Origin of the sequence: Paracidovorax citrulli (genome assembly GCF_900100305.1) — a bacterium.
GTDB lineage: Bacteria > Pseudomonadota > Gammaproteobacteria > Burkholderiales > Burkholderiaceae_C > Paracidovorax > Paracidovorax citrulli.
In genome coordinates, this window is record NZ_FNEY01000006.1 from 141,052 (window position 1) to 162,305 (window position 21,254).

The window sequence follows — 21,254 nt, forward strand, 5'->3', positions numbered from 1 at the left end:
GCCAGAGTCTTTGCCCGGCATGATCCACTGGAACCACGGCGGCCAGGACCGCAGCGCGCAATGGCACTCGGAAGCCGGCGTCGCCGCGCCGCGCCGCGTGGTGGTGGCCGACGACACGCTGCCGGCCGACGCGGCCTACCGCATGGCCTGCGAAGGCACGGCGCTGCTGTGGCAGGGGGATTTCCAGAATGCCCGGCACCTGCTTCAGGCGCTGATGCGCCGGGCCGACGGCCGGGGCCGGCCGCGCGGCGGCGCGAAGGGCCGCGGCAAGGCGGCGGCCGCGCCGGCCACCGCACCGTCGCAGGCCTTCCACCTGCACCGCCAGGCCCAGGCCCAGCGGGCGCGGGTGCTCGGCATGCTGCTCATTCCCGTGGAAGGCGACCATGGCATCGCGTTGCGGCGTGCACCCGACTGGCGGCCGGCGCTGGCCGAGGCCTGGGGCGCTCCCGACGGTACGCCCCGCGTGGCCTCGCTGCGCGAGCTGCTGGGTCTCGTGGGCGCGCACGAGTGGCGCAAGAAGGGCGTGGAGATTCCCGCCCTGGGGGCGCCGCCGGACAACCGCATTCATCCGCACTACGGGGTGTTCTCGCCCGTGCGCGGTGAATACATCGATCTCGTGGCGCAGGTGCCGCTGCCCGCGGGCGCGGCTGCGCTGGCCTTCGATATCGGCACCGGCACCGGCGTGCTCGCGGCCGTGCTCGCGCGGCGCGGCGTGCGCCGTGTCGTCGCCACCGACCAGGACCCCCGGGCCCTGGCCTGCGCGCGCGAGAACCTGCAGCGCCTGCGCGTGCTGCCGGCCGTGGACATCCTCCAGGCCGATCTCTTTCCCCCGGGCCGCGCGCCCCTGGTGGTGTGCAATCCACCGTGGGTGCCGGCGCGTGCCGCCGCTCCCGTCGAGCGTGCGGTCTATGACGAGGACAGCGGCATGCTGCGGGGCTTCCTCGGCGGCCTGGCGGAGCACCTGGAGCCGGGCGGGGAGGGCTGGCTGATTCTCTCGGACCTGGCGGAGCACCTGGATCTGCGCACGCGCGTCCAACTGCTCGGCTGGATCGAGGCCGCGGGCCTGCGGGTGCTGGGCCGGCACGACGTCCGGCCGCGCCACGGGAAGGCGGCGGATGCCTCCGATCCGCTGCACGCGGCGCGAGCGGCGGAAACCACCTCGCTCTGGCGGCTGGGCGTCGCCTGAGGCCGCGGGCCGCAAGCCCCTCCGGCGCGCCGTGTCAGGCCGGCGTGGGCAGCAACTGCTCCATGCGCCGGCGCACGGTGGCGGCCCGTTCCGGTCCGGCCAGCAGTTCGATCTCTTCCAGCAAGGCCTCGCTGACATCCATCATGCTGTCGCGGTCGCGCGCGCCGCGCAGCGCGTCCAGGAAGTTCTGGGCCAGCGCGGGGTTGCGCCGCGCGAACATGCGCTCGCAGATGTCGAACAGGTACATGCGTGCGCCCGCGAGCGAGCGCAGCGCGTTGGAAGGCGCGGGCGGGGCTTCCGGCGGGGCCCCGGATGGCGCCTGGCGCGGCACGGCGGCTGCGGACGGTGTGGCGGCAGGCGCCGGGGCCGCCGCGCCGCCGGCCTGCGCGAGGTAGCCGTCCGCCAGCAGGCGGGCCACGATGTCCTTGCCGGCGCCGTGGTAGAGCGCTTCCAGCTCGGCCGCGGGCCGGCCGTCGACCAGCAGCAGCAATGAGCGTTCGCGCAGGCTGAGGGTGCGCACGCCCGGGGAGAGTTCCAGGCGGGCCTTGTCGGTCTTCAAGAGCAGCATGGAGTGCGGAGAGGGCGGGACATTGGCGACAATGGAAGGCTGCATTCCACCGCACTCCGATGACGCCGCGATGACGCGGCCTCCGGTGCGGGCGCCCCTGCCCCGATGTCCCAACCTCCCCTGCTGCTGCTCGCCCCCATGGAGGGGCTTCTCGACTTCGTCCTGCGCGACGTGCTGACGCGCGTGGGCGGCGTGGACCGCTGTGTCTCCGAATTCATCCGCGTGACCGGCACGCTGCTGCCGGACAAGGTGTTCCTGCGCTACATCCCCGAGCTGCGCAACGGAGGGCGCACGGCCGCAGGGGTGCCGGTGCGTGCCCAGCTGCTGGGATCGGACCCTTCCAGCATGGCAGAGAATGCGGCGCGGCTGGCCGCGCTGGGACCGGAGGGCATTGACCTGAATTTCGGCTGTCCGGCCAAGGTGGTGAACCGCCACGGCGGTGGTGCCGCGCTGCTGCGCGAGCCCGAGCGCATCGCCGCCGTGGTGTCCGCGGTGCGCCGGGCGGTGCCGCCGGAGATGCCGGTGTCCGCCAAGATGCGGCTGGGCTACGACGACACGTCGCTGGCCCGCGAGTGCGCCCAGGCGGCGGAGGCCGGCGGAGCCTGCGAACTGGTGGTGCATGCCCGCACCAAGGCCGACGGCTACCGCCCGCCCGCCTACTGGGAGCTCGTCGCGCCGCTGCGCGCGGCCGTGCGCATTCCCGTGATCGCGAATGGCGAGATCTGGACGGTGGAGGACGCGATGCGCTGCCGGGCGCTCTCGGGCGGCGATGCCCTCATGCTGGGCCGCGGCATCGTGGCGGACCCGGGCCTGGCCCTGGCCATCCGCGCGGCCGAGGCGGGCCGTGCCCATGCCCCGGCGCTCGCCTGGGAGGCGCTGCTGCCGCAACTGGGCGTGTTCTGGCGCACGGTCTGCGAAGACCTGGAGCCGCGCCAGCGCGCGGGGCGGCTCAAGCAGTGGCTCAACCTGCTGCGCCGGCGCTTTCCCGAGGCGGAGGCCGCCTACCAGCAGGTGCGCACGGTCACCGACCAGCGCACCATCACCGCCTGGGTGGAGGCGCAGACGGGCGGGGCGTGAGGCCCTGAGCGTTGCCAGAGGGCCTGCCTACAGCAGATGGTCCGGCGCCAGGGGCCCCAGCAGCCGCAGCAGCATCCGCAGGCCCAGGCTGGCGTCGGGCTCGTGCGTGGCGCCCTGCAGCCCGCTGCCCTGCGGAGCCCGCCAGACGAGGCTGCCGTCCGGCAATCGCTCGACATGCCAAGCGTCCTCCCGCATGGCGGTCTCGATCTGCGCCGAAGCCATGCGCGACAGATCGCGGCTCTGGATCAGCAGGGCGATCTCGGTGTTCTGCAGCTGCGAGCGCAGGTCCAGGTTCATGGAGCCGACGACGATCAGCCGCCCGTCCAGGACCAGCACCTTGGAGTGGAGCATCGCGCGGGAGCTGCCGGTGGCATTGGCGCCGGAATCGCCGAAGGCGGATTTCACGCCGGCCTGCTCGCTGCGCAACTCGTAGAGTTCCAGGCCCAACGACAGCAGTTCCTCGCGGTGCCGTGCGTAGCCCACGTGGGCGATCGGCGCATCGTTGGAGGCCAGCGAGTTGGTGAGCACGCGGATGCGCACGCCGCGGGCGCGGGCATCGGCGAAGGCGCGCTTCATGTCGTCGCCGGGCACGAAGTAGGGCGAGATGACCAGCAGGTCCTGGCGCGCCTGGCCGAGCAGGTGGAGCAGGCCGTCCACCACGGTATCGCCCTCTGCGGCACGTCCGGCCGACGCCTGCAGCAGCCCGCCCGAGGGCGCGGCCGGACTGGCTGCCTGGGATGCGGGGGGCACTGTGCCCCGGAGCCCCCGCACGTCCAGCGCGGTGCCCGGCGCAGTGCTGCGGATGCTGGCCGCTTCCCCCTCCGCGGCGATCTTCGCGGGCCGGTCCGCGAGGAGGACCGCCGGCGCCCAGACGAAGGGCGCCGTGCCCAGGTTCATCGGCTGCTCGTTCCAGACGCGTGCGCGCTTGTCGGCGGAGGGCTCGCCGGGCGCGGGGCGCGGCTCCCCGTCGGGGGGGCGGGGGCCGTCGCTGGCCGCGGCAGGGGCTCTTCCTTCGCCGGGGGGGCGATCGCCGGGCGCGGCTCCGGCCTCGCCCTCGGCGCCGCCGCGCTCCGGATAGCGGTCGAGCGTCTGCTGCCGCAGGCGCCGCAGTTCCTCGCGCGTGATGAGCGACTGCACCGGGTAGGCGCGCGGGTTGTTCCAGTAGGCGTCGAAACTGCGCGACATCTCCGCGACGATGGGGCCGGCGGCGAGCACGTCCAGATCGACGAAATTTCCGGAATCGGCCTGCCCGAAGTAGGCGTCGCCCAGGTTGCGCCCGCCGGTCACGCCCATGGTGTTGTCGGCGATGAAGAGCTTGTTGTGCATGCGCTGCTGCACGCGCGAGAAGTCGGTGAGCGATCCCCACAGCCGGCCCACCATGGAGCCGCGCGGGCCGGCGACGGGGTTGAACATGCGCATCTCGATGTTCGGCTGGAACGCCAGGCCCATCACCAGCGCATTGCGCCCCGTGCTGTGGAAGTCGTCGAGCAGCACCCGCACGCGGACCCCCCGGCGCGCCGCCGCGACGACGCCGCGCAGCAACCGCTCGCTGCTGGCATCCGCGTGGATGGCGTAGTACTGCAGGTCCAGCGTCTTGCGGGCGGCCTCCACCAGCGCCAGGCGGCTGCCGTAGGCATCCTGCGGCCCGCTCAACAGCAGGAAGCCCGAGGCATGGCGGGCGCCGGCCGCCTGCCTGCGTTCGTCCACGATGCGCGCGAGCGGGGTGTCCGCCGCGGCCGCGGCGGGCAGGGCGCTGGATTCCGGACGCTCCACGTTCTGCGGCAGGCCGCTGCAGGCGGCGGTGGCCAGGGCGAGGGCCAGGATGGCGCCCCAGCGCCCGAAGGCGGCTCGGGCGCGCGGAAGGAGGGCGGCAGGGCCTTCGGGCATGGGAATTCTGCGGTGCATGGAGTGCGGGGTGCCCGAGGTATAGCGCGGCCCCTGCCGCCGAGCTGTCGGACAACGCCCCGGCGGCGGTGGCGGGATCACCATCGTGCGGGGAGGTCCGGAAGCGGCCATGCTCAGCGGCGGGCGTAGCCGAGGCAGGCGCCAGCGTTGGGCAGCCCCCTGCATTCCCGCATCAGCCGGCGTTCCCGCTGGGCGGGCGTCTCGGCGGACGAGGAGGGCGGGCTGCTGCGCACGCGCGGCGCCTTGGCGCGCGCGCGGGATCTGGCTTCGGCCTGGGGGGCCGTTGACGCAGCGTTGGCGCCCAGGGGCGCGGGCGCATTTCGGTCGGCCGCGGCCGCGGTACCCATGGCCAGGGCGCCCACGAGCACCACCACGGCGGCGCGGGAAGGGTTTGTCTTCGATTGCATGGAAGTTCCTCCGGCTCGACAATGTAGCGCTTCGCCGCCCCGACACTCCATGCGCCATACCCTCGTCCACCTCGAAGAATCCAAGATCCGCGAAGTCGCCAACGCCGGAATGGGTCGGCCCGACGTCCTCGCGTTCTGGTTCGGCGAAAGCGACGAGGCCACCCCGGACGTGGTGAACGAGGCCGCCATCGCCTCGCTGCGCGCTGGTGAAACCTTCTATTCCCAGAACCTCGGCCTGCCCGCGTTGCGCGAGGCCATTGCCGCCTACATGGCGCGACTGCACGGCCCGGCCATCGATGCCGGACGCATCGCCGTCACTTCCGGCGGGGTCAGCGGCCTCATGCTGGCGGTGCAGGCCCTGGTGGACCCGGGCGACGAGGTGGTCGCCGTCACGCCCGTCTGGCCCAATCTCGTGGCGCAGCCGCGCATCCTGGGCGCGCGCCTGCAGTGCCTGCCGCTGCGCCCGCGCGAGGACGGCGCCTGGGCGCTGGACATGGACGCCCTGAAGCGCGCCGTGACGCCGGCCACGCGGCTGCTGGTGGTGAACGCCCCGAACAATCCGACGGGCTGGACGCTGTCGGCGGCCGAGCAGCGCGAGATTCTGGAGCACTGCCGCGCCACGGGCACCTGGATCCTGGCCGACGAGGTCTATGAGCGCCTGTACTACGAGCCGACGCCCCACGGCTGCGCGCCGAGCTTCCTCGACCTCGCCGCGTCGCAGGACCGCCTGGTGGTGGTGCACAGCTTCTCCAAGAGCTTCCTGATGACGGGCTGGCGGCTGGGCTGGCTCGTCCTGCCGCCGGCACTGGCAGCCCACATGGGCAAGCTGATCGAGTTCAACACCTCGTGCGTGAGCGTCTTCACGCAGCGCGGCGGCATCGCCGCGCTGCAGCACGAGGGGGAAATCGTCCCGCGCGTCACCGCCCACATGCGCCTGTGCCGCGACACCCTGCTGCCGCTGCTGCAGGCGGCGCCCGGCGTGCATGCCCATGCGGCCAGCGGTGGCATGTACGCCTTCTTCCGCATGGACGGCCACGGCGACGCGATGGCCACCGCCAAGCGCCTCGTTGCGGAGGCCGGCCTGGGGCTGGCGCCCGGCAATGCCTTCGGCCCGGAAGGGGAGGGCTGGCTGCGCTGGTGCTTCGCCTCGCGCGACCCCGCGCGGCTGGTGGAAGGGGTGGCGCGCCTGCGGAAATGGCTCGAAAAGGCCGGCGCGGTATAATCCCAGGGTTTTGCATGGTGCAAGACGCACGCCGCCGGCCGTTCCAGCCCGCGGCGCAAGTCAAAACCTGGGGCCGCAGCCTCGCCACGCGCGATGCCCGCCGGCTCCGACACTCAAGGAAAAACCAATGATCGCATCCTCCGTCAAGGCCGAAGTCATCAAGGACAACGCCCGCGCCGCCAACGATACCGGCAGCCCCGAAGTACAGGTGGCCCTGCTCACGGCCCGCATCAACGAGCTGACCCCCCACTTCAAGCAGCACGCCAAGGACCACCACGGCCGCCGCGGCCTGCTGCGCATGGTGAGCCGCCGCCGCAAGCTGCTGGACTACCTCAAGGCCAAGGACGCCGACCGCTACACGGCCCTGATCGCCAAGCTGGGCCTGCGCAAGTAAGCGCATTCGCATGCGGAACGCCTGGGTTAGCACGCTGACTCAGGCGTTTTCTACTTCGGAAGCCGCAATAGCAGAGCGAAGCTGTGTCATTCCAACGGCCCTGGCGCGCCACGCCGGGTGCAGGCAGGGCCGCTGGAATGGCATCGTGTTCTGGATTGCTGCATCCACCCACCCGCCGGCATCTTTCCGTGCCGGCCACACTCTGATGGAGCAACCATGAGCATGTTCAACAAGGTCACGAAAACGTTCCAGTGGGGCGACAAGACCGTCGTCATGGAAACGGGCGAGATCGCCCGCCAGGCCACCGGCGCCGTGCTGGTCAACATCGACGACACGGTCGTGCTGGCCACGGTCGTCGCCTCCAAGTCCGCCAAGCCCGGCCAGGATTTCTTCCCCCTGACGGTGGACTACATCGAGAAGACGTATGCCGCCGGCAAGATCCCCGGCAGCTTCTTCAAGCGCGAAGCCAAGCCCAGCGAACTCGAGACGCTGACCAGCCGCCTGATCGACCGCCCGATCCGCCCGCTGTTCCCCGAAGGCTTCTACAACGAAGTCCACGTGGTCATCCACACCGTGTCGCTGAACCCCGAGGTCGATGCCGACATCGCGGCCATGATCGCCGTGAGCGCGGCCCTGTCGGTGTCCGGCATTCCGTTCAACGGCCCGATCGGCGCCGCGCGCGTGGGCTACATCAACGGCGAATACGTGCTGAACCCGGGCCAGACCGCCCGCAAGAACTCGCAGATGGACCTGGTCGTCGCCGGCACCGAAGCCGCCGTGCTGATGGTCGAGTCCGAGGCGCAGCAGCTGTCCGAAGACATCATGCTGGGCGCCGTGGTGTTCGGCCACGAGCAGGGCCGCATCGCCATCAACGCCATCCATGAACTGGTGCGCGACGCCGGCAAGCCCGTGTGGGACTGGCAGCCCGCCGCCAAGGACGAGCCCTTCATCGCCAAGGTCACGCAACTGGCCGAGGAGAAGCTGCGCGCCGCCTACCAGATCCGCAGCAAGCAGGCCCGCACGCAGGCCCTGCGCGAGGCGTCCGCTTCCGTGCTGGAGTCGCTCAAGGCCGAAGGCGCCGATTTCGACGCGGTGAAGGTCGAGGCCCTCCTGTTCGACATCGAAGCCAAGATCGTGCGCAGCCAGATCCTGGCCGGCGAGCCCCGCATCGACGGCCGCGACACGCGCACCGTGCGCCCCATCGAGATCCGCAACTCCGTTCTGCCCCGCACGCACGGCTCCGCGCTGTTCACGCGCGGCGAGACGCAGGCGCTGGTGGTCTCCACGCTGGGCACCGAACGCGACGCGCAGCGCATCGACGCGCTGGCCGGCGAGTTCGAAGACCGCTTCATGTTCCACTACAACATGCCTCCCTTCGCCACCGGCGAAGTGGGCCGCATGGGCTCCACCAAGCGCCGCGAGATCGGCCACGGCCGCCTGGCCAAGCGCGCGCTGGTCGCCGTGCTGCCGACGAAGGAAGAGTTCCCCTACACCATCCGCGTGGTGTCCGAGATCACCGAGTCCAACGGTTCGTCCTCGATGGCTTCCGTCTGCGGCGGCTGCCTGTCGATGATGGACGCCGGCGTGCCGATGAAGGCCCACGTGGCCGGCATCGCCATGGGCCTGATCAAGGAAGACAACCGCTTCGCGGTGCTGACCGACATCCTGGGCGATGAAGATCACCTGGGCGACATGGACTTCAAGGTGGCCGGCACCACGGCCGGCATCACCGCCCTGCAGATGGACATCAAGATCCAGGGCATCACCAAGGAAATCATGCAGGTCGCCCTGGCCCAGGCCAAGGAAGCCCGCCTGCACATCCTCGGCAAGATGCAGGAAGCCATGGGCGAGGCCAAGACCGAGGTCTCCAGCTTCGCGCCCAAGCTCTACACGATGAAGATCAACCCCGAGAAGATCCGCGACGTGATCGGCAAGGGCGGCGCGGTGATCCGCGCGCTGACGGAAGAGACCGGCACGCAGATCAACATCGACGAGGACGGCACGATCACCATCGCCTCCACCGACAGCGCGAAGGCCGACGAGGCCAAGCGCCGCATCGAGCAGATCACGGCCGAGGTCGAGATCGGCAAGATCTACGAAGGCCCCGTGGTCAAGATCCTGGACTTCGGCGCGCTGATCAACCTGCTGCCCGGCAAGGACGGCCTGCTGCACATCAGCCAGATCGCCCACGAGCGCGTGGAAAAGGTGACCGACTACCTGACCGAAGGCCAGGTCGTGAAGGTCAAGGTGCTCGAGACCGACGAGAAGGGCCGCGTGAAGCTGTCCATGCGTGCGCTGCTGGACCGCCCGATGGGCGACAGCGGCCGTCCGGCGCCCGCCGAGCGTGGCGAACGGGGTGACCGCGGTGACCGTGGCGACCGCCCGGAACGCGGCGAGCGCCGTGAGCGCCGCGAACCCGCCGGTGCAGACCAGCAGCAACAGCAGCAGCAATCCACTGGCGCGGGCGAGCACTCCGGCCAGATGGATGCCTGAGCTTCGGCCCCGCCTCCGGCGGCGGTGACCTCCGGACCGGCCCTGGCCGGTCCGGCCTCCTTTTGAAACCTGACATCCCTGGGGATCCAGTATGGCGACCACCATGCGTGCCGTGGAAATCGCGGGCTCCGGCGGCCCGGAAGTGCTGCGTCTCGCCGAGCGGCCGGTGCCGCGGCCGGGCGTCGGCGAGCTGCTGATCCGCGTCGCGGCCAGCGGCATCAACCGGCCCGACGTGCTGCAGCGCAAGGGGCACTATGCGCCCCCGCCGGGCGCCTCCGACCTGCCCGGGCTCGAAGTGGCCGGCACCATCGCGGAAGGCGACGGGTCGGCGATGGCCGCGGCCGGCCTGAAGGTGGGCGACCGCGTGTGCGCGCTGGTCGCGGGCGGCGGCTATGCCGAATGGTGCGTCGCGCCCGTCGCGCAGTGCCTGCCGGTGCCCGAGGGCTGGAGCGACGTGGAGGCAGCCTCCCTGCCCGAGACCTTCTTCACGGTGTGGAGCAACGTGTTCGACCGCGGCCGCCTCGCGGCCGGCGAAACCCTGCTGGTGCAGGGCGGCAGCAGCGGCATCGGCGTCACGGCCATCCAGCTCGGCCGCGCCTTCGGCGCCACCGTGATCGTGACGGCGGGGTCGGACGAGAAGTGCCGTACCTGCCTGGAGCTCGGCGCGCACCATGCCATCAACTACAAGACCCAGGACTTCGTGGCCGAGGCCCGGCGCATCACCGATGGCCGTGGCGTGGACGTGGTCCTCGACATGGTGGCGGGTGACTATGTGGCGCGCGAGGTCGAGTGCCTGGCCGAGGATGGCCGCCTGGTCATCATCGCCGTGCAGGGCGGGGTGCAGTCCTCCTTCGATGCGGGGCTGGTGCTGCGCCGCCGCCTCACGGTGACGGGCTCGACGCTGCGCCCACGCTCCGTCGCGTTCAAGGGCGCCATCGCGGCCGCCCTGCGCGAGCGGGTGTGGCCGCTGCTGGTGGCACGCACCGTGCGGCCCGTGGTGCACAGCACCTTCCCGGCGGCCGAGGCGTCCCGCGCCCATGCGCTCATGGAGTCGAGCCAGCATGCCGGCAAGATCGTTTTGACGTGGACAGCATGACAAAGAAGAAACTCATCGCGGGCAACTGGAAGATGAATGGCACCCTGGGTGCCAATGCCGCGCTGCTGCAGGCGCTGCGCGGCGGCCTCGAGGCGGGCGCGTACCAGAACGTGGATGTGGCCGTGGCGGTGCCGGCGGCCTACCTCGCGCAGGTGCAGGGCCTGGTCGAAGGCTCGGCCATCGCGCTGGCGGCGCAGGACGTGTCCCGGCACGAAGCGGGCGCCTACACGGGCGAGGTCTCCGCGGCGATGCTCCAGGAATTCGGCGTGCGCTACGTGCTGGTCGGGCATTCCGAGCGCCGCCAGTACCACGGCGAGACCGACGAGCAGGTGGCCGAGAAGGCGCAGCGCGCACTGGCCGCCGGCATCACGCCGGTGGTATGCGTGGGCGAGACGCTGGCCGAGCGCGAGGCCGGACAGACCGAAGCCGTGGTCAAGCGCCAGCTGGCCGCGGTCATCCACCTGAACGGTCATTGCATCAGCGAGACCGTGGTGGCCTACGAGCCCGTCTGGGCCATCGGCACCGGTCGCACCGCCACGCCCGAGCAGGCACAGCAGGTGCATGCCGTGCTGCGCGCGCAGCTCGCGGCTGCCAGCGAGCATGCGGACCGCATCCGCCTGCTCTACGGCGGCAGCATGAACGCCGCGAACGCGGCCGCATTGCTGGCCCAGCCCGACATCGACGGAGGCCTCGTGGGCGGCGCATCGCTCAAGGCCCAGGACTTTTTGCAGATCATCGCAGCGGCCGCCTGAACGGCACCGCGCAACCCAACCGGAGTAGAGAAGAAATGAATGTGCTCGTGAATGTGATCCTGGCCGTGCAGATGCTGGCCGCGCTGGCGATGATCGGCCTCGTGCTCATCCAGCACGGCAAGGGCGCCGACATGGGCGCCGCGTTCGGCAGCGGCAGTTCGGGCAGCCTGTTCGGCGCCAGCGGCAGCGCGAATTTCCTGTCGCGCTCGACGGCGGTGCTGGCCGGCGTGTTCTTTGCGGCCACGCTCGCGCTGGCCTATTTCGGCAACGTCCGCCCCGCCGGCGTCGGCAGCGTGCTGGAGACCCCGGCGGCCGCGCCTGCCGCCGTGCAGCCCGTGGCGCCTTCGTCCACGCCGGCCGCTCCGGCGTCCGCCGTGCCGCCCGCGGCGCCAGCTTCTGGCGCAGCGCAGATCCCGACAAAATAATTGTCGGAAAAGTAACCGATTCATAGAGAGTCGGGTTTTTCCGGAGTAGAATCCGGGATTGTCTGGAAAGCCAAAAAGCCCTTCGGGTTCCTCATGCCATCCAGATGCAGACATCAGCCGTCGTGGTGAAATTGGTAGACACGCTATCTTGAGGGGGTAGTGGCGAAAGCTGTGCGAGTTCGAGTCTCGCCGACGGCACCAACACACAAGCAAGCCCGCCCGGCCATTCCTCATCGCAGGAATGGGGGTGCGGCCCCAGCGGTGAGTACCCCTCCAGATGAACCTCGATCAATACCTCCCCGTTCTTCTGTTCATCCTGGTCGGCATCGGAGTGGGGGTGGTGCCCCTGGTCCTGGGCTACGTGCTGGGACCCAACCGGCCCGACGCGGCCAAGAACTCCCCCTACGAGTGTGGCTTCGAGGCCTTCGAAGATGCGCGCATGAAGTTCGACGTGCGCTACTACCTCGTCGCCATCCTCTTCATTCTTTTCGATCTGGAAATCGCATTCCTCTTCCCGTGGGCGGTCGCGCTGCACGAGGTGGGGATGACCGGTTTCGTCGCCGTCATCGTCTTCCTGGCCATCCTGGTCGTGGGCTTCGCCTACGAGTGGAAAAAGGGTGCCCTGGATTGGGAATGACGGGGCTTCACAAGGAACGACACGATGATTGAAGGCGTGATGAAGGAAGGCTTCATCACCACGAGCTATGACTCCGTGGTGAACTGGGCCAAGACCGGATCGCTGTGGCCCATGACCTTCGGTCTGGCCTGCTGCGCCGTCGAGATGATGCATGCCGCCGCGGCGCGCTACGACATCGGCCGCTTCGGCGCCGAGGTGTTCCGCGCCAGCCCCCGGCAGTCCGATCTGATGATCGTGGCCGGCACGCTCTGCAACAAGATGGCCCCGGCCCTGCGCAAGGTGTACGACCAGATGTCGGAGCCGCGCTGGGTGATCTCCATGGGCTCCTGCGCCAACGGCGGCGGCTACTACCACTACAGCTACTCGGTGGTGCGCGGCTGCGACCGCATCGTGCCGGTGGACGTGTACGTGCCGGGCTGCCCCCCGACCGCCGAGGCGCTCATCTACGGGATCATCCAGCTCCAGCAGAAGATCCGCCGCACCCATACCATCGCCCGCGTCTGAAGGGTTCTCCAGCATGACAGCCATTGCCATCCGACCCGAGGCTCTACGGGACGCGGTCGCCGCTGCGCTCGGCGACAAGGTGCGCGACATCGTGCTCGCGCTCGACGAACTCACGGTGACCGTCTCGGCCGCCGACTATCTTGCCGCGATGCAGCTGCTGCGCGACGCGCCCGGCTGCCGGTTCGAGCAGCTCATGGACCTCTGCGGCATCGACTACTCCACCTACGGCGACGTGGGCACGGAAGGCCCGCGCTATGCGGTCGTGTCGCACCTGCTGTCCGTGAGCCTCAACCAGCGCGTGCGCGTGAAGGTGTTCTGCCCGGACGACGACTTTCCCGTGGTGGCGTCGGTGTCCGGCATCTGGAACTCCGCCAACTGGTACGAGCGCGAAGCCTTCGACCTGTACGGCATCGTGTTCGACGGCCATGACGACCTGCGCCGCATCCTGACCGACTACGGCTTCATCGGCCATCCCTTCCGCAAGGATTTCCCGCTGTCGGGCCACGTCGAGATGCGCTACGACACCGAGGCGCGCCGCGTGGTGTACGAGCCGGTGACGATCGAGCCGCGCGAGATCACGCCCCGCATCATCCGCGAAGAAAAGTACGGAGGCCTGCACTGAGGCGCTTCTAGCGCATTCAGGCGATCCACGATGGCTGAAATCAAGAACTACTCCCTGAACTTTGGTCCGCAGCACCCGGCCGCGCACGGCGTGCTGCGCCTGGTGCTCGAGCTCGACGGCGAAGTCGTGCAGCGCGCCGACCCCCACATCGGCCTGCTGCACCGCGCCACCGAGAAGCTGGCCGAGCACAAGACCTTCATCCAGTCGCTGCCCTACATGGACCGGCTGGACTACGTCTCGATGATGTGCAACGAGCACGCCTACTGCCTGGCCATCGAGAAGCTGCTGGGCATCGACGTGCCGCTGCGCGCGCAGTACATCCGCGTGATGTTCTCCGAGATCACGCGCCTGCTGAACCACCTGATGTGGCTGGGATCGCACGGAAACGATTGCGGAAGCTCCACGATCCTGATCTACACGTTCCGCGAGCGCGAAGACCTGTTCGACATGTACGAGGCGGTGTCGGGTGCGCGCATGCACGCGGCCTACTTCCGTCCGGGTGGCGTCTATCGCGACCTGCCCGACAGCATGCCGCAGTACCAGGCGAGCAAGGTGCGCAACGCCAAGGCGATCGAGGTGCTGAACCAGAACCGGCAGGGTTCGCTGCTGGACTTCATCGACGACTTCACGCAGCGCTTCCCCAAGTGCGTGGACGAGTACGAAACGCTGCTGACCGACAACCGCATCTGGAAGCAGCGCACCGTGGACATCGGCATCGTGACGCCGGAGCGCGCGTTGAACCTCGGCATGACGGGCCCGATGCTGCGCGGCTCGGGCATCGCCTGGGACCTGCGCAAGAAGCAGCCCTACGATGCCTACGACCGCGTGGAATTCGACATCCCCGTGGGCAAGACGGGCGACTGCTACGACCGCTACCTCGTGCGCGTGCAGGAGATGCGCCAGTCCAACCGCATCATCAAGCAGTGCGTGGACTGGCTCAAGGCCAACCCGGGGCCCGTCATCACCGACAACCACAAGGTGGCGCCGCCGTCGCGCGAGTCGATGAAGTCGAACATGGAAGAGCTGATCCACCATTTCAAGCTCTTCACCGAAGGGTTCCGCGTGCCCGAGGGCGAGGCCTATGCCGCCGTCGAGCACCCGAAGGGCGAGTTCGGCATCTACCTCGTGAGCGACGGCGCCAACAAGCCGTACCGGCTCAAGATCCGCGCACCGGGCTTCGCCCACCTCGCGACCCTCGACGAGATGGCGCGCGGGCACATGATCGCCGATGCCGTGGCCATCATTGGCACGATGGATATCGTGTTCGGAGAGATTGACCGATGAGTACCGAAACGAAGCAAGCCGCCGGCGCATCGCTGGTGACCGAGGCGACGCTCGCGCGCTTCGCCCGCGAGGTGGCCAAGTACCCGCCGGAGCAGAAGCAGTCCGCCGTGATGGCCTGCCTGTCCATCGTGCAGCAGGAGCAGGGCTGGGTCAGCACCGAGAGCGAGGCCGTGATCGCCAGCTATCTGGGCATGCCCGAGATCGCCGTGCATGAAGTCACCACCTTCTACAACATGTACAACCAGCAGCCGCTGGGCAAGTACAAGCTCAACGTCTGCACCAACCTGCCGTGCCAGCTGCGCGACGGCCAGAAGGCGCTGCACCACCTCGAGAAGAAGCTCGGCATCACCATGGGCGAAACCACGCCCGACGGCCTGTTCACGCTGCAGCAGTGCGAATGCCTGGGCGCGTGCGCCGATGCGCCCGTGATGCTGGTGAACGACCGCACGATGTGCAGCTTCATGGACAACGAGAAGCTCGACCAGCTCGTGGACGGCCTGCGCCAGGCGGAGGGACAGGCATGACCACCGCAGCACAGATCCTCTCGCAGTTCCAGGCCACGGGCGTCCAGACCTGCTTCCACGACCGCCACATCGAGCCGCAGATCTACGCGGGCCTCGACGGCACGAACTGGAGCATCAAGGACTACGAGGCGCGCGGCGGCTACCAGGCCCTGCGCAAGATCCTGGGCGTCGACGGCGGCGAGCCGATGACGCAGGACCAGGTCATCGCCACCGTCAAGGAATCCGGCCTGCGCGGCCGTGGCGGCGCGGGCTTCCCGACGGGCCTGAAGTGGAGCTTCATGCCCCGCTCGTTCCCGGGCCAGAAGTACCTCGTCTGCAACTCCGACGAGGGCGAGCCGGGCACCTGCAAGGACCGCGACATCCTGCAGTTCAACCCGCACATCGTCATCGAGGGCATGATCATCGCGGCTTTCGCGATGGGCATCTCGGTGGGCTACAACTACATCCACGGCGAGATCTTCCAGACCTACGAGCGTTTCGAGGCCGCGCTGGAAGAGGCGCGCGCCGCGGGCTACCTGGGCGACAACATCCTGGGCAGCAGCTTCAGCTTCCAGCTGCATGCCGCCCACGGCTTCGGTGCCTACATCTGCGGCGAGGAAACCGCGCTGCTGGAATCGCTGGAAGGCAAGAAGGGCCAGCCGCGCTTCAAGCCGCCGTTCCCTGCCAGCTTCGGCCTGTACGGCAAGCCCACCACGATCAACAACACCGAGACCTTCGCGGCGGTGCCCTGGATCATCCGCAACGGCGGCGCGGCCTACCTGGCCTGCGGCAAGCCGAACAACGGCGGCACCAAGATCTTCTCGGTGTCCGGCGACGTGGAGAAGCCCGGCAACTACGAGATCCCGCTGGGCACGCCGTTCAGCAAGCTGCTGGAACTGGCCGGCGGCGTGCGCAAGGGCCGCCAGCTCAAGGCGGTGATCCCGGGCGGTTCGTCCGCGCCGGTGCTGCCCGCGTCCATCATCATGGAATGCACGATGGACTACGACTCCATCGCCAAGGCCGGCTCGATGCTGGGCTCGGGCGCCGTGATCGTCATGGACGACTCGCGCAGCATGGTCGAGAGCCTGCTGCGCCTGTCGTACTTCTATTCGCACGAATCCTGCGGCCAGTGCACGCCCTGCCGCGAAGGCACGGGCTGGATGTGGCGCGTGATCGACCGCATCCAGCACGGCCTGGGCCGCGAAGGCGACCTGGACCTGCTCAATTCGGTGGCGGACAACATCCAGGGGCGCACCATCTGCGCCCTGGGCGACGCGGCGGCCATGCCGGTGCGGGCGATGATCAAGCACTTCCGTCCGGAATTCGAGGCGCTGATCCGCAACAAGACGAGCCCCCAGGCTCCGGCCTCCGCCTGATCGCGAGAAACGCATATGGTTGAAATCGAACTCGACGGGAAGAAGGTGGAAGTCGCCGAAGGCTGCATGGTGATGCATGCGGCCGAGAAGGCGGGCACCTACATCCCTCATTTCTGCTATCACAAGAAGCTCTCCATCGCCGCCAACTGCCGCATGTGCCTGGTGGACGTGGAGAAGGCTCCCAAGCCGATGCCCGCCTGCGCCACGCCCGTGACGCAGGGCATGATCGTGCGCACCAAGAGCGACAAGGCCATCAAGGCCCAGCAGTCGGTCATGGAATTCCTGCTGATCAACCATCCGCTGGACTGCCCGATCTGCGACCAGGGCGGCGAGTGCCAGCTGCAGGACCTGGCCGTGGGCTATGGCGGCTCCTCCTCGCGCTACGAGGAAGAAAAGCGCGTGGTCTTCCACAAGGACGTCGGCCCGCTGATCTCCATGGAGGAGATGACCCGCTGCATCCACTGCACCCGCTGCGTGCGCTTCGGCCAGGAAGTGGCCGGCGTGATGGAGCTGGGCATGATCCACCGCGGCGAGCATTCCGAGATCACCACCGTGGTGGGCGATACCGTGGATTCCGAGCTGTCGGGCAACATGATCGACATCTGCCCCGTGGGCGCGCTCACGAGCAAGCCGTTCCGCTACAGCGCCCGCACGTGGGAGCTGTCGCGCCGCAAGTCGGTCAGCCCGCATGATTCCACGGGCGCCAACCTGATCGTCCAGGTGAAGAACCACAAGGTCATGCGCGTCGTCCCGTTCGAGAACGAGGACGTGAACGAGTGCTGGATCGCCGACCGCGACCGCTTCTCGTACGAAGCGCTGAACGGCCCCGACCGCCTGACGAAGCCCATGCTCAAGCAGGGCGGCCAGTGGAAGGAAGTGGACTGGCAGACGGCCCTCGAATACGTGGCCAACGGCCTGCGCGGCATCCAGTCCGAGCACGGTGCCCAGAGCATCGGCGCGCTGGTCAGCCCGCACAGCACGCTGGAAGAACTGCACCTGGCCACGCTGCTGGTGCGCGGCCTGGGCAGCGACAACATCGACTACCGCCTGCGCAACGCGGAATTCACCGCGCCGGAAGGCGTCCGCTGGCTGGGCATGCCCATCGCGGCGCTGTCCACGCTGCAGTCCGTGCTGGTCGTGGGCTCCAACCTGCGCAAGGAACATCCGCTGTTCGCGCAGCGCATCCGCCAGGCGGCCCGCAAGGGCTGCGCCGTGAGCGCGCTGAATTCCGTGGCCTACGACTGGGCCATGCCGATGGCGCAATCCATCGTCGCGCCTGCGGGTGAGTGGGCCGCCGCGCTGGCCGACATCGCTGCCGCCGTCGCCCAGGAGCGTGGCGTGGCCGCGCCCGTGGCGTCCGGCCGTGTGACCGATGCGGCCCTGGCCGTGGCGCGTTCGCTCGCGTCCGGCGAAGGCCGTGCCGTGCTGCTCGGCAATGCCGCGGCGCACCATGCCCAGGCATCGTCGCTGCTGGCGCTGGCCCAGTGGATCGGCGCGCAGACCGGCGCGGTGGTCGGCTACCTGACCGAAGCCGCCAATACCGTCGGCGCGCAGTTCGTGGGGGCGCAGCCCCGGCAGGGCGGGCTCGATGCCGGCCGCATGCTGGCCGGCGGCCTGAAGGCCGCGCTGCTGCTCAATACCGAGCCGGTGCACGATTCCGCCGCTGGTGCCCGCGCCGCACAGGCGCTCGCGCAGGCCGAGATGGTCGTGACGCTGAGCCCGTTCAAGACCAACCTGGAATTCAGCGACGTGCTGCTGCCCATCGCCCCGTTCACCGAAACCTCCGGCAGCTTCGTGAATGCCGAAGGCCGCCTGCAGAGCTTCCACGCCGTGGTCAAGCCGCTGGGCGACGCCCGTCCGGCCTGGAAGGTGCTGCGTGTGCTCGGCAACCTGCTGGGCTTGCAGGGCATCGGCTTCGAGACCTCGCAGGAGGTGCTGGCCCACGCCGTGGGCGCCACCGGCGCCGAACTGCCGACGCACCTGCCGGCCGACCGCCTTGCCAACACCACGTCCGCGGCACCCGCCGTGCCGGCCGCCGCAGGCACGCCGGAGCCCGTGGTCGCCGCCATCTACCAGCTCGACAGCCTCGTGCGCCGCGCGCCCTCGCTGCAGCTGACGGCCGACGGCCGCCAGGCCACCGTCGCCGTGGAAGGAGCCGCAGCATGATCGACGCGCTCTACAACGGCGGGCTGAACCTCGTCGCGCAGTCCTGGTGGACGGGCGCCGTGTGGCCCGTGCTCTGGAACCTGCTCAAGATCGTCGCCATCGTGGCGCCGCTCATGGGCGCGGTGGCCTACCTCACGCTCTGGGAGCGCAAGCTGCTGGGCTTCATGCAGGTGCGCCACGGCCCCAACCGCGTGGGCCCGTTCGGGCTGCTGCAGCCGCTGGCCGACGGCCTGAAGCTGCTCACCAAGGAAATCATCCAGCCCGCGGCGGCCAGCAAGGGCCTGTTCGTGCTGGGCCCGGTGATGGCCATCATGCCCGCGCTCGCGGCCTGGGTGGCGATCCCCTTCGGTCCCGACGTGGCGCTGGCCAACGTGAACGCCGGCCTGCTGCTGATCATGGCGATCACCTCGATCGAGGTGTACGGCGTGATCATCGCCGGCTGGGCCTCGAACTCGAAGTACGCTTTCCTGGGCGCGCTGCGCGCATCGGCCCAGATGGTGAGCTACGAGATCGCCATGGGCTTCTGCTTCCTCGTGGTCATCATGGTCTCGGGCAGCATGAACCTCACGCAGATCGTGCTGAGCCAGGCGCAGGGCACGATGGCGAACGCCGGGCTGTCGTTCCTGTCCTGGAACTGGCTGCCGCTGCTGCCGATCTTCATCGTCTATCTGATCTCCGGCGTCGCCGAAACCAACCGCCATCCGTTCGACGTGGTGGAAGGCGAGGCGGAAATCGTGGCCGGCCACATGGTCGAGTACTCGGGCATGGGCTTCGCGATCTTCTTCCTGGCCGAATACGCCAGCATGTGGCTCGTGTCCATCCTGGGCGTGACCATGTTTCTGGGCGGCTGGCTGTCGCCGGTGGCGGCCCTGGACTTCATCCCGGGCTGGATCTGGCTGGGCCTCAAGACCTTCCTCGTGGTGTCCATGTTCATCTGGATCCGCGCGACCTTCCCGCGCTTCCGGTACGACCAGATCATGCGCCTGGGCTGGAAGATCTTCATTCCGGTCACCCTGGTGTGGCTGCTGATCGTGGGCGGATGGCTGCTGTCGCCCTGGAACATCTGGAAATAAGCGGGACACGACATCATGGCTGCTGTTGCTGCTGCTACGACATCTTTTTCCTTCAAGGACTTTTTCAAGAGCTTCATGCTCGTGGAACTGGTCAAGGGCATGGCCCTGACCGGCCGCTACGCGTTCCGCCGCAAGGTGACGGTGCAGTTCCCCGAAGAGAAGACTCCGCTGTCGCCGCGCTTCCGCGGGCTGCACGCGCTGCGCCGCTACGAAAACGGCGAAGAGCGCTGCATCGCCTGCAAGCTCTGCGAGGCGGTCTGCCCGGCGCTCGCGATCACGATCGAGTCGGACGTGCGTGCCGACGGCTCGCGCCGCACGACGCGCTACGACATCGACCTCACGAAGTGCATCTTCTGCGGCTTCTGCGAGGAGAGCTGCCCGGTCGATTCGATCGTCGAGACGCAGATCCTGGAATACCACGGCGAGAAGCGGGGCGACCTGTACTTCACCAAGGACATGCTCCTGGCGGTCGGCGACCGCTACGAGGCCGAGATCGCCGCTGCCAAGGCGGCCGACGCCAAGTACCGCTGACCAGCGGCTCCTGAACCACTTTTCACAAGATCCGATTCATGGACGCCAAGACTGGTTTCTTCTATCTGTTCTCGGTCGTGCTGCTGTATGCGGCCTTCCGGGTCATCACCGCGCGCAACCCCGTGCATGCGGTGCTCCACCTGATCCTCGCGTTCTCGCAGGCCGCCGCCATCTGGCTGCTGCTGAAGGCCGAGTTCCTGGCCATCGCGCTCGTGCTGGTCTATCTGGGCGCCGTGATGGTGCTGTTCCTGTTCGTGGTGATGATGCTGGACATCCACATCGACACCGTGCGGCAGGGTTTCTGGCGGCACTTCCCGCTCGCGGCCTTCATCGGCGCGCTGATCGCGCTGGAAATGGCGGCGGTGCTGATGGGCGGCTTCCGCGGCATGGATGAACCCAAGGCCGTGGCGGCCATGGTGGACGCGGCCGGCAACGTGGTGCAGTACTCCAACACCAAGGCGCTGGGCAAGCTGCTCTACACCGAATACCTGTACCCGGTGGAAATCGCCGCGGTGATCCTGCTGGTGGCGATGATCGCCGCCATCGCCCTGACGCTGCGCCAGCGCAAGGACACCAAGGTGACCAAGGTCTCGGAGCAGGTGCGCGTGCGCGCCGCCGACCGCGTCGAACTGGTGAAGGTCGCCGCGACGCAGAAGCCCGCGGAAGAAGCGGCGGCCCCCGCAGCCGCCGAGGAGAAGAAGGCATGACGTTGACCCTGGGCCATTTCCTGTCGCTGGGCGCGATGCTGTTCGCGCTGTCGGTGATCGGCATCTTCCTGAACCGCAAGAACCTCATCGTGCTGCTCATGGCCATCGAGCTGATGCTCCTGGCCGTGAACATGAACTTCGTCGCGTTCTCCCACTACCTGGGCGACATGCACGGGCAGGTGTTCGTGTTCTTCATCCTGACGGTGGCCGCGGCCGAATCCGCCATCGGCCTCGCGATCCTGGTGCTGCTGTTCCGCAACAAGTCCAGCATCGACGCGGAAGATCTCAACACCCTCAAGGGCTGATCCGCCGGTACTTGCAAGGTC

22 protein-coding genes and 1 tRNA gene are annotated in these 21,254 nt (G+C 68.8%); 20 read left to right on the forward strand and 3 right to left on the reverse strand.

What is annotated here, in order from left to right:
* Nucleotides 1-19: 19 nt before the first annotated feature.
* A complete protein-coding gene (locus tag BLR99_RS06265; protein ID WP_011794396.1) occupies nt 20-1,186 on the forward strand; it encodes a methyltransferase in 1,167 nt (388 codons plus the stop codon).
* A gap of 34 nt (nt 1,187-1,220) precedes the next feature.
* On the opposite strand, the gene BLR99_RS06270 is transcribed toward BLR99_RS06265, so the two are convergent.
* Nucleotides 1,221-1,754 (reverse strand): hypothetical protein, encoded by a 534-nt coding sequence (locus BLR99_RS06270; protein WP_041827263.1) that lies wholly within the window; start codon nt 1,752-1,754, stop codon nt 1,221-1,223.
* A gap of 105 nt (nt 1,755-1,859) precedes the next feature.
* Here BLR99_RS06270 and BLR99_RS06275 point away from each other — a divergent pair, with 105 nt between their 5' ends.
* On the forward strand, nt 1,860-2,831 hold the full coding sequence (locus tag BLR99_RS06275) for a tRNA dihydrouridine synthase (protein WP_011794398.1): 972 nt from the start codon (nt 1,860-1,862) through the stop codon (nt 2,829-2,831).
* Between the two features lie 27 nt (nt 2,832-2,858).
* Here the strand turns inward: BLR99_RS06275 and BLR99_RS06280 are convergent, their stop codons facing one another.
* Nucleotides 2,859-4,718 (reverse strand): phospholipase D family protein, encoded by a 1,860-nt coding sequence (locus tag BLR99_RS06280; RefSeq protein WP_063366159.1) that lies wholly within the window; start codon nt 4,716-4,718, stop codon nt 2,859-2,861.
* 131 nt (nt 4,719-4,849) lie between these two features.
* On the reverse strand, nt 4,850-5,143 hold the full coding sequence (locus BLR99_RS06285; protein WP_049762143.1) for a hypothetical protein: 294 nt from the start codon (nt 5,141-5,143) through the stop codon (nt 4,850-4,852).
* A gap of 49 nt (nt 5,144-5,192) precedes the next feature.
* Here BLR99_RS06285 and BLR99_RS06290 point away from each other — a divergent pair, with 49 nt between their 5' ends.
* The 18 genes from BLR99_RS06290 (at nt 5,193) to nuoK (ending at nt 21,233) form a co-directional block, all read left to right on the forward strand.
* Nucleotides 5,193-6,365: a pyridoxal phosphate-dependent aminotransferase gene (locus BLR99_RS06290; protein ID WP_011794400.1), complete on the forward strand. Its 1,173-nt coding sequence runs from the start codon at nt 5,193-5,195 to the stop codon at nt 6,363-6,365.
* Between the two features lie 127 nt (nt 6,366-6,492).
* Entirely contained in the window at nt 6,493-6,759 is a 267-nt protein-coding gene (gene rpsO, locus BLR99_RS06295; RefSeq protein WP_011794401.1) for a 30S ribosomal protein S15, read from the forward strand.
* A gap of 216 nt (nt 6,760-6,975) precedes the next feature.
* On the forward strand, nt 6,976-9,252 hold the full coding sequence (gene pnp, locus BLR99_RS06300) for a polyribonucleotide nucleotidyltransferase (protein ID WP_011794402.1): 2,277 nt from the start codon (nt 6,976-6,978) through the stop codon (nt 9,250-9,252).
* A gap of 103 nt (nt 9,253-9,355) precedes the next feature.
* Nucleotides 9,356-10,348 (forward strand): NAD(P)H-quinone oxidoreductase, encoded by a 993-nt coding sequence (locus BLR99_RS06305; protein WP_041827851.1) that lies wholly within the window; start codon nt 9,356-9,358, stop codon nt 10,346-10,348.
* Nucleotides 10,345-11,100 carry a triose-phosphate isomerase gene (tpiA, locus tag BLR99_RS06310; RefSeq protein WP_011794404.1) on the forward strand — a complete coding sequence of 252 codons (756 nt, stop codon included), beginning with the start codon at nt 10,345-10,347 and terminating at the stop codon, nt 11,098-11,100. Before BLR99_RS06305 ends, tpiA begins: the two co-directional genes overlap by 4 nt.
* A 35-nt stretch (nt 11,101-11,135) precedes the next feature.
* Complete coding sequence (gene secG, locus BLR99_RS06315) at nt 11,136-11,525, forward strand: preprotein translocase subunit SecG (RefSeq protein ID WP_011794405.1); 390 nt, start codon at nt 11,136-11,138, stop codon at nt 11,523-11,525.
* A gap of 116 nt (nt 11,526-11,641) precedes the next feature.
* Nucleotides 11,642-11,726 (forward strand) — tRNA-Leu (locus tag BLR99_RS06320).
* Between the two features lie 76 nt (nt 11,727-11,802).
* Nucleotides 11,803-12,162, forward strand: coding sequence for an NADH-quinone oxidoreductase subunit A (locus BLR99_RS06325; RefSeq protein WP_011794406.1), 360 nt, complete (start codon nt 11,803-11,805; stop codon nt 12,160-12,162).
* 24 nt (nt 12,163-12,186) lie between these two features.
* Nucleotides 12,187-12,666, forward strand: coding sequence for a NuoB/complex I 20 kDa subunit family protein (locus BLR99_RS06330; RefSeq protein ID WP_011794407.1), 480 nt, complete (start codon nt 12,187-12,189; stop codon nt 12,664-12,666).
* Nucleotides 12,667-12,679: 13 nt separating this feature from the next.
* On the forward strand, nt 12,680-13,288 hold the full coding sequence (locus BLR99_RS06335) for an NADH-quinone oxidoreductase subunit C (RefSeq protein ID WP_011794408.1): 609 nt from the start codon (nt 12,680-12,682) through the stop codon (nt 13,286-13,288).
* A gap of 30 nt (nt 13,289-13,318) precedes the next feature.
* Complete coding sequence (locus tag BLR99_RS06340) at nt 13,319-14,572, forward strand: NADH-quinone oxidoreductase subunit D (RefSeq protein WP_011794409.1); 1,254 nt, start codon at nt 13,319-13,321, stop codon at nt 14,570-14,572.
* Between the two features lie 32 nt (nt 14,573-14,604).
* Entirely contained in the window at nt 14,605-15,096 is a 492-nt protein-coding gene (nuoE, locus tag BLR99_RS06345) for an NADH-quinone oxidoreductase subunit NuoE (RefSeq protein ID WP_041827852.1), read from the forward strand.
* On the forward strand, nt 15,093-16,451 hold the full coding sequence (nuoF, locus tag BLR99_RS06350; RefSeq protein ID WP_011794411.1) for an NADH-quinone oxidoreductase subunit NuoF: 1,359 nt from the start codon (nt 15,093-15,095) through the stop codon (nt 16,449-16,451). The genes nuoE and nuoF overlap by 4 nt, the downstream gene beginning before the upstream one ends.
* Before the next feature lie 15 nt (nt 16,452-16,466).
* Nucleotides 16,467-18,617, forward strand: coding sequence for an NADH-quinone oxidoreductase subunit NuoG (nuoG, locus tag BLR99_RS06355; RefSeq protein WP_046060863.1), 2,151 nt, complete (start codon nt 16,467-16,469; stop codon nt 18,615-18,617).
* On the forward strand, nt 18,614-19,690 hold the full coding sequence (gene nuoH, locus BLR99_RS06360; protein WP_011794413.1) for an NADH-quinone oxidoreductase subunit NuoH: 1,077 nt from the start codon (nt 18,614-18,616) through the stop codon (nt 19,688-19,690). The genes nuoG and nuoH overlap by 4 nt, the downstream gene beginning before the upstream one ends.
* 15 nt (nt 19,691-19,705) lie before the next feature.
* Nucleotides 19,706-20,221, forward strand: coding sequence for an NADH-quinone oxidoreductase subunit NuoI (nuoI, locus tag BLR99_RS06365; protein ID WP_011794414.1), 516 nt, complete (start codon nt 19,706-19,708; stop codon nt 20,219-20,221).
* A 38-nt stretch (nt 20,222-20,259) separates the two neighbouring features.
* On the forward strand, nt 20,260-20,928 hold the full coding sequence (locus BLR99_RS06370) for an NADH-quinone oxidoreductase subunit J (RefSeq protein ID WP_017438334.1): 669 nt from the start codon (nt 20,260-20,262) through the stop codon (nt 20,926-20,928).
* On the forward strand, nt 20,925-21,233 hold the full coding sequence (gene nuoK / locus BLR99_RS06375) for an NADH-quinone oxidoreductase subunit NuoK (RefSeq protein WP_011794416.1): 309 nt from the start codon (nt 20,925-20,927) through the stop codon (nt 21,231-21,233). The genes BLR99_RS06370 and nuoK overlap by 4 nt, the downstream gene beginning before the upstream one ends.
* Nucleotides 21,234-21,254: the final 21 nt, after the last annotated feature.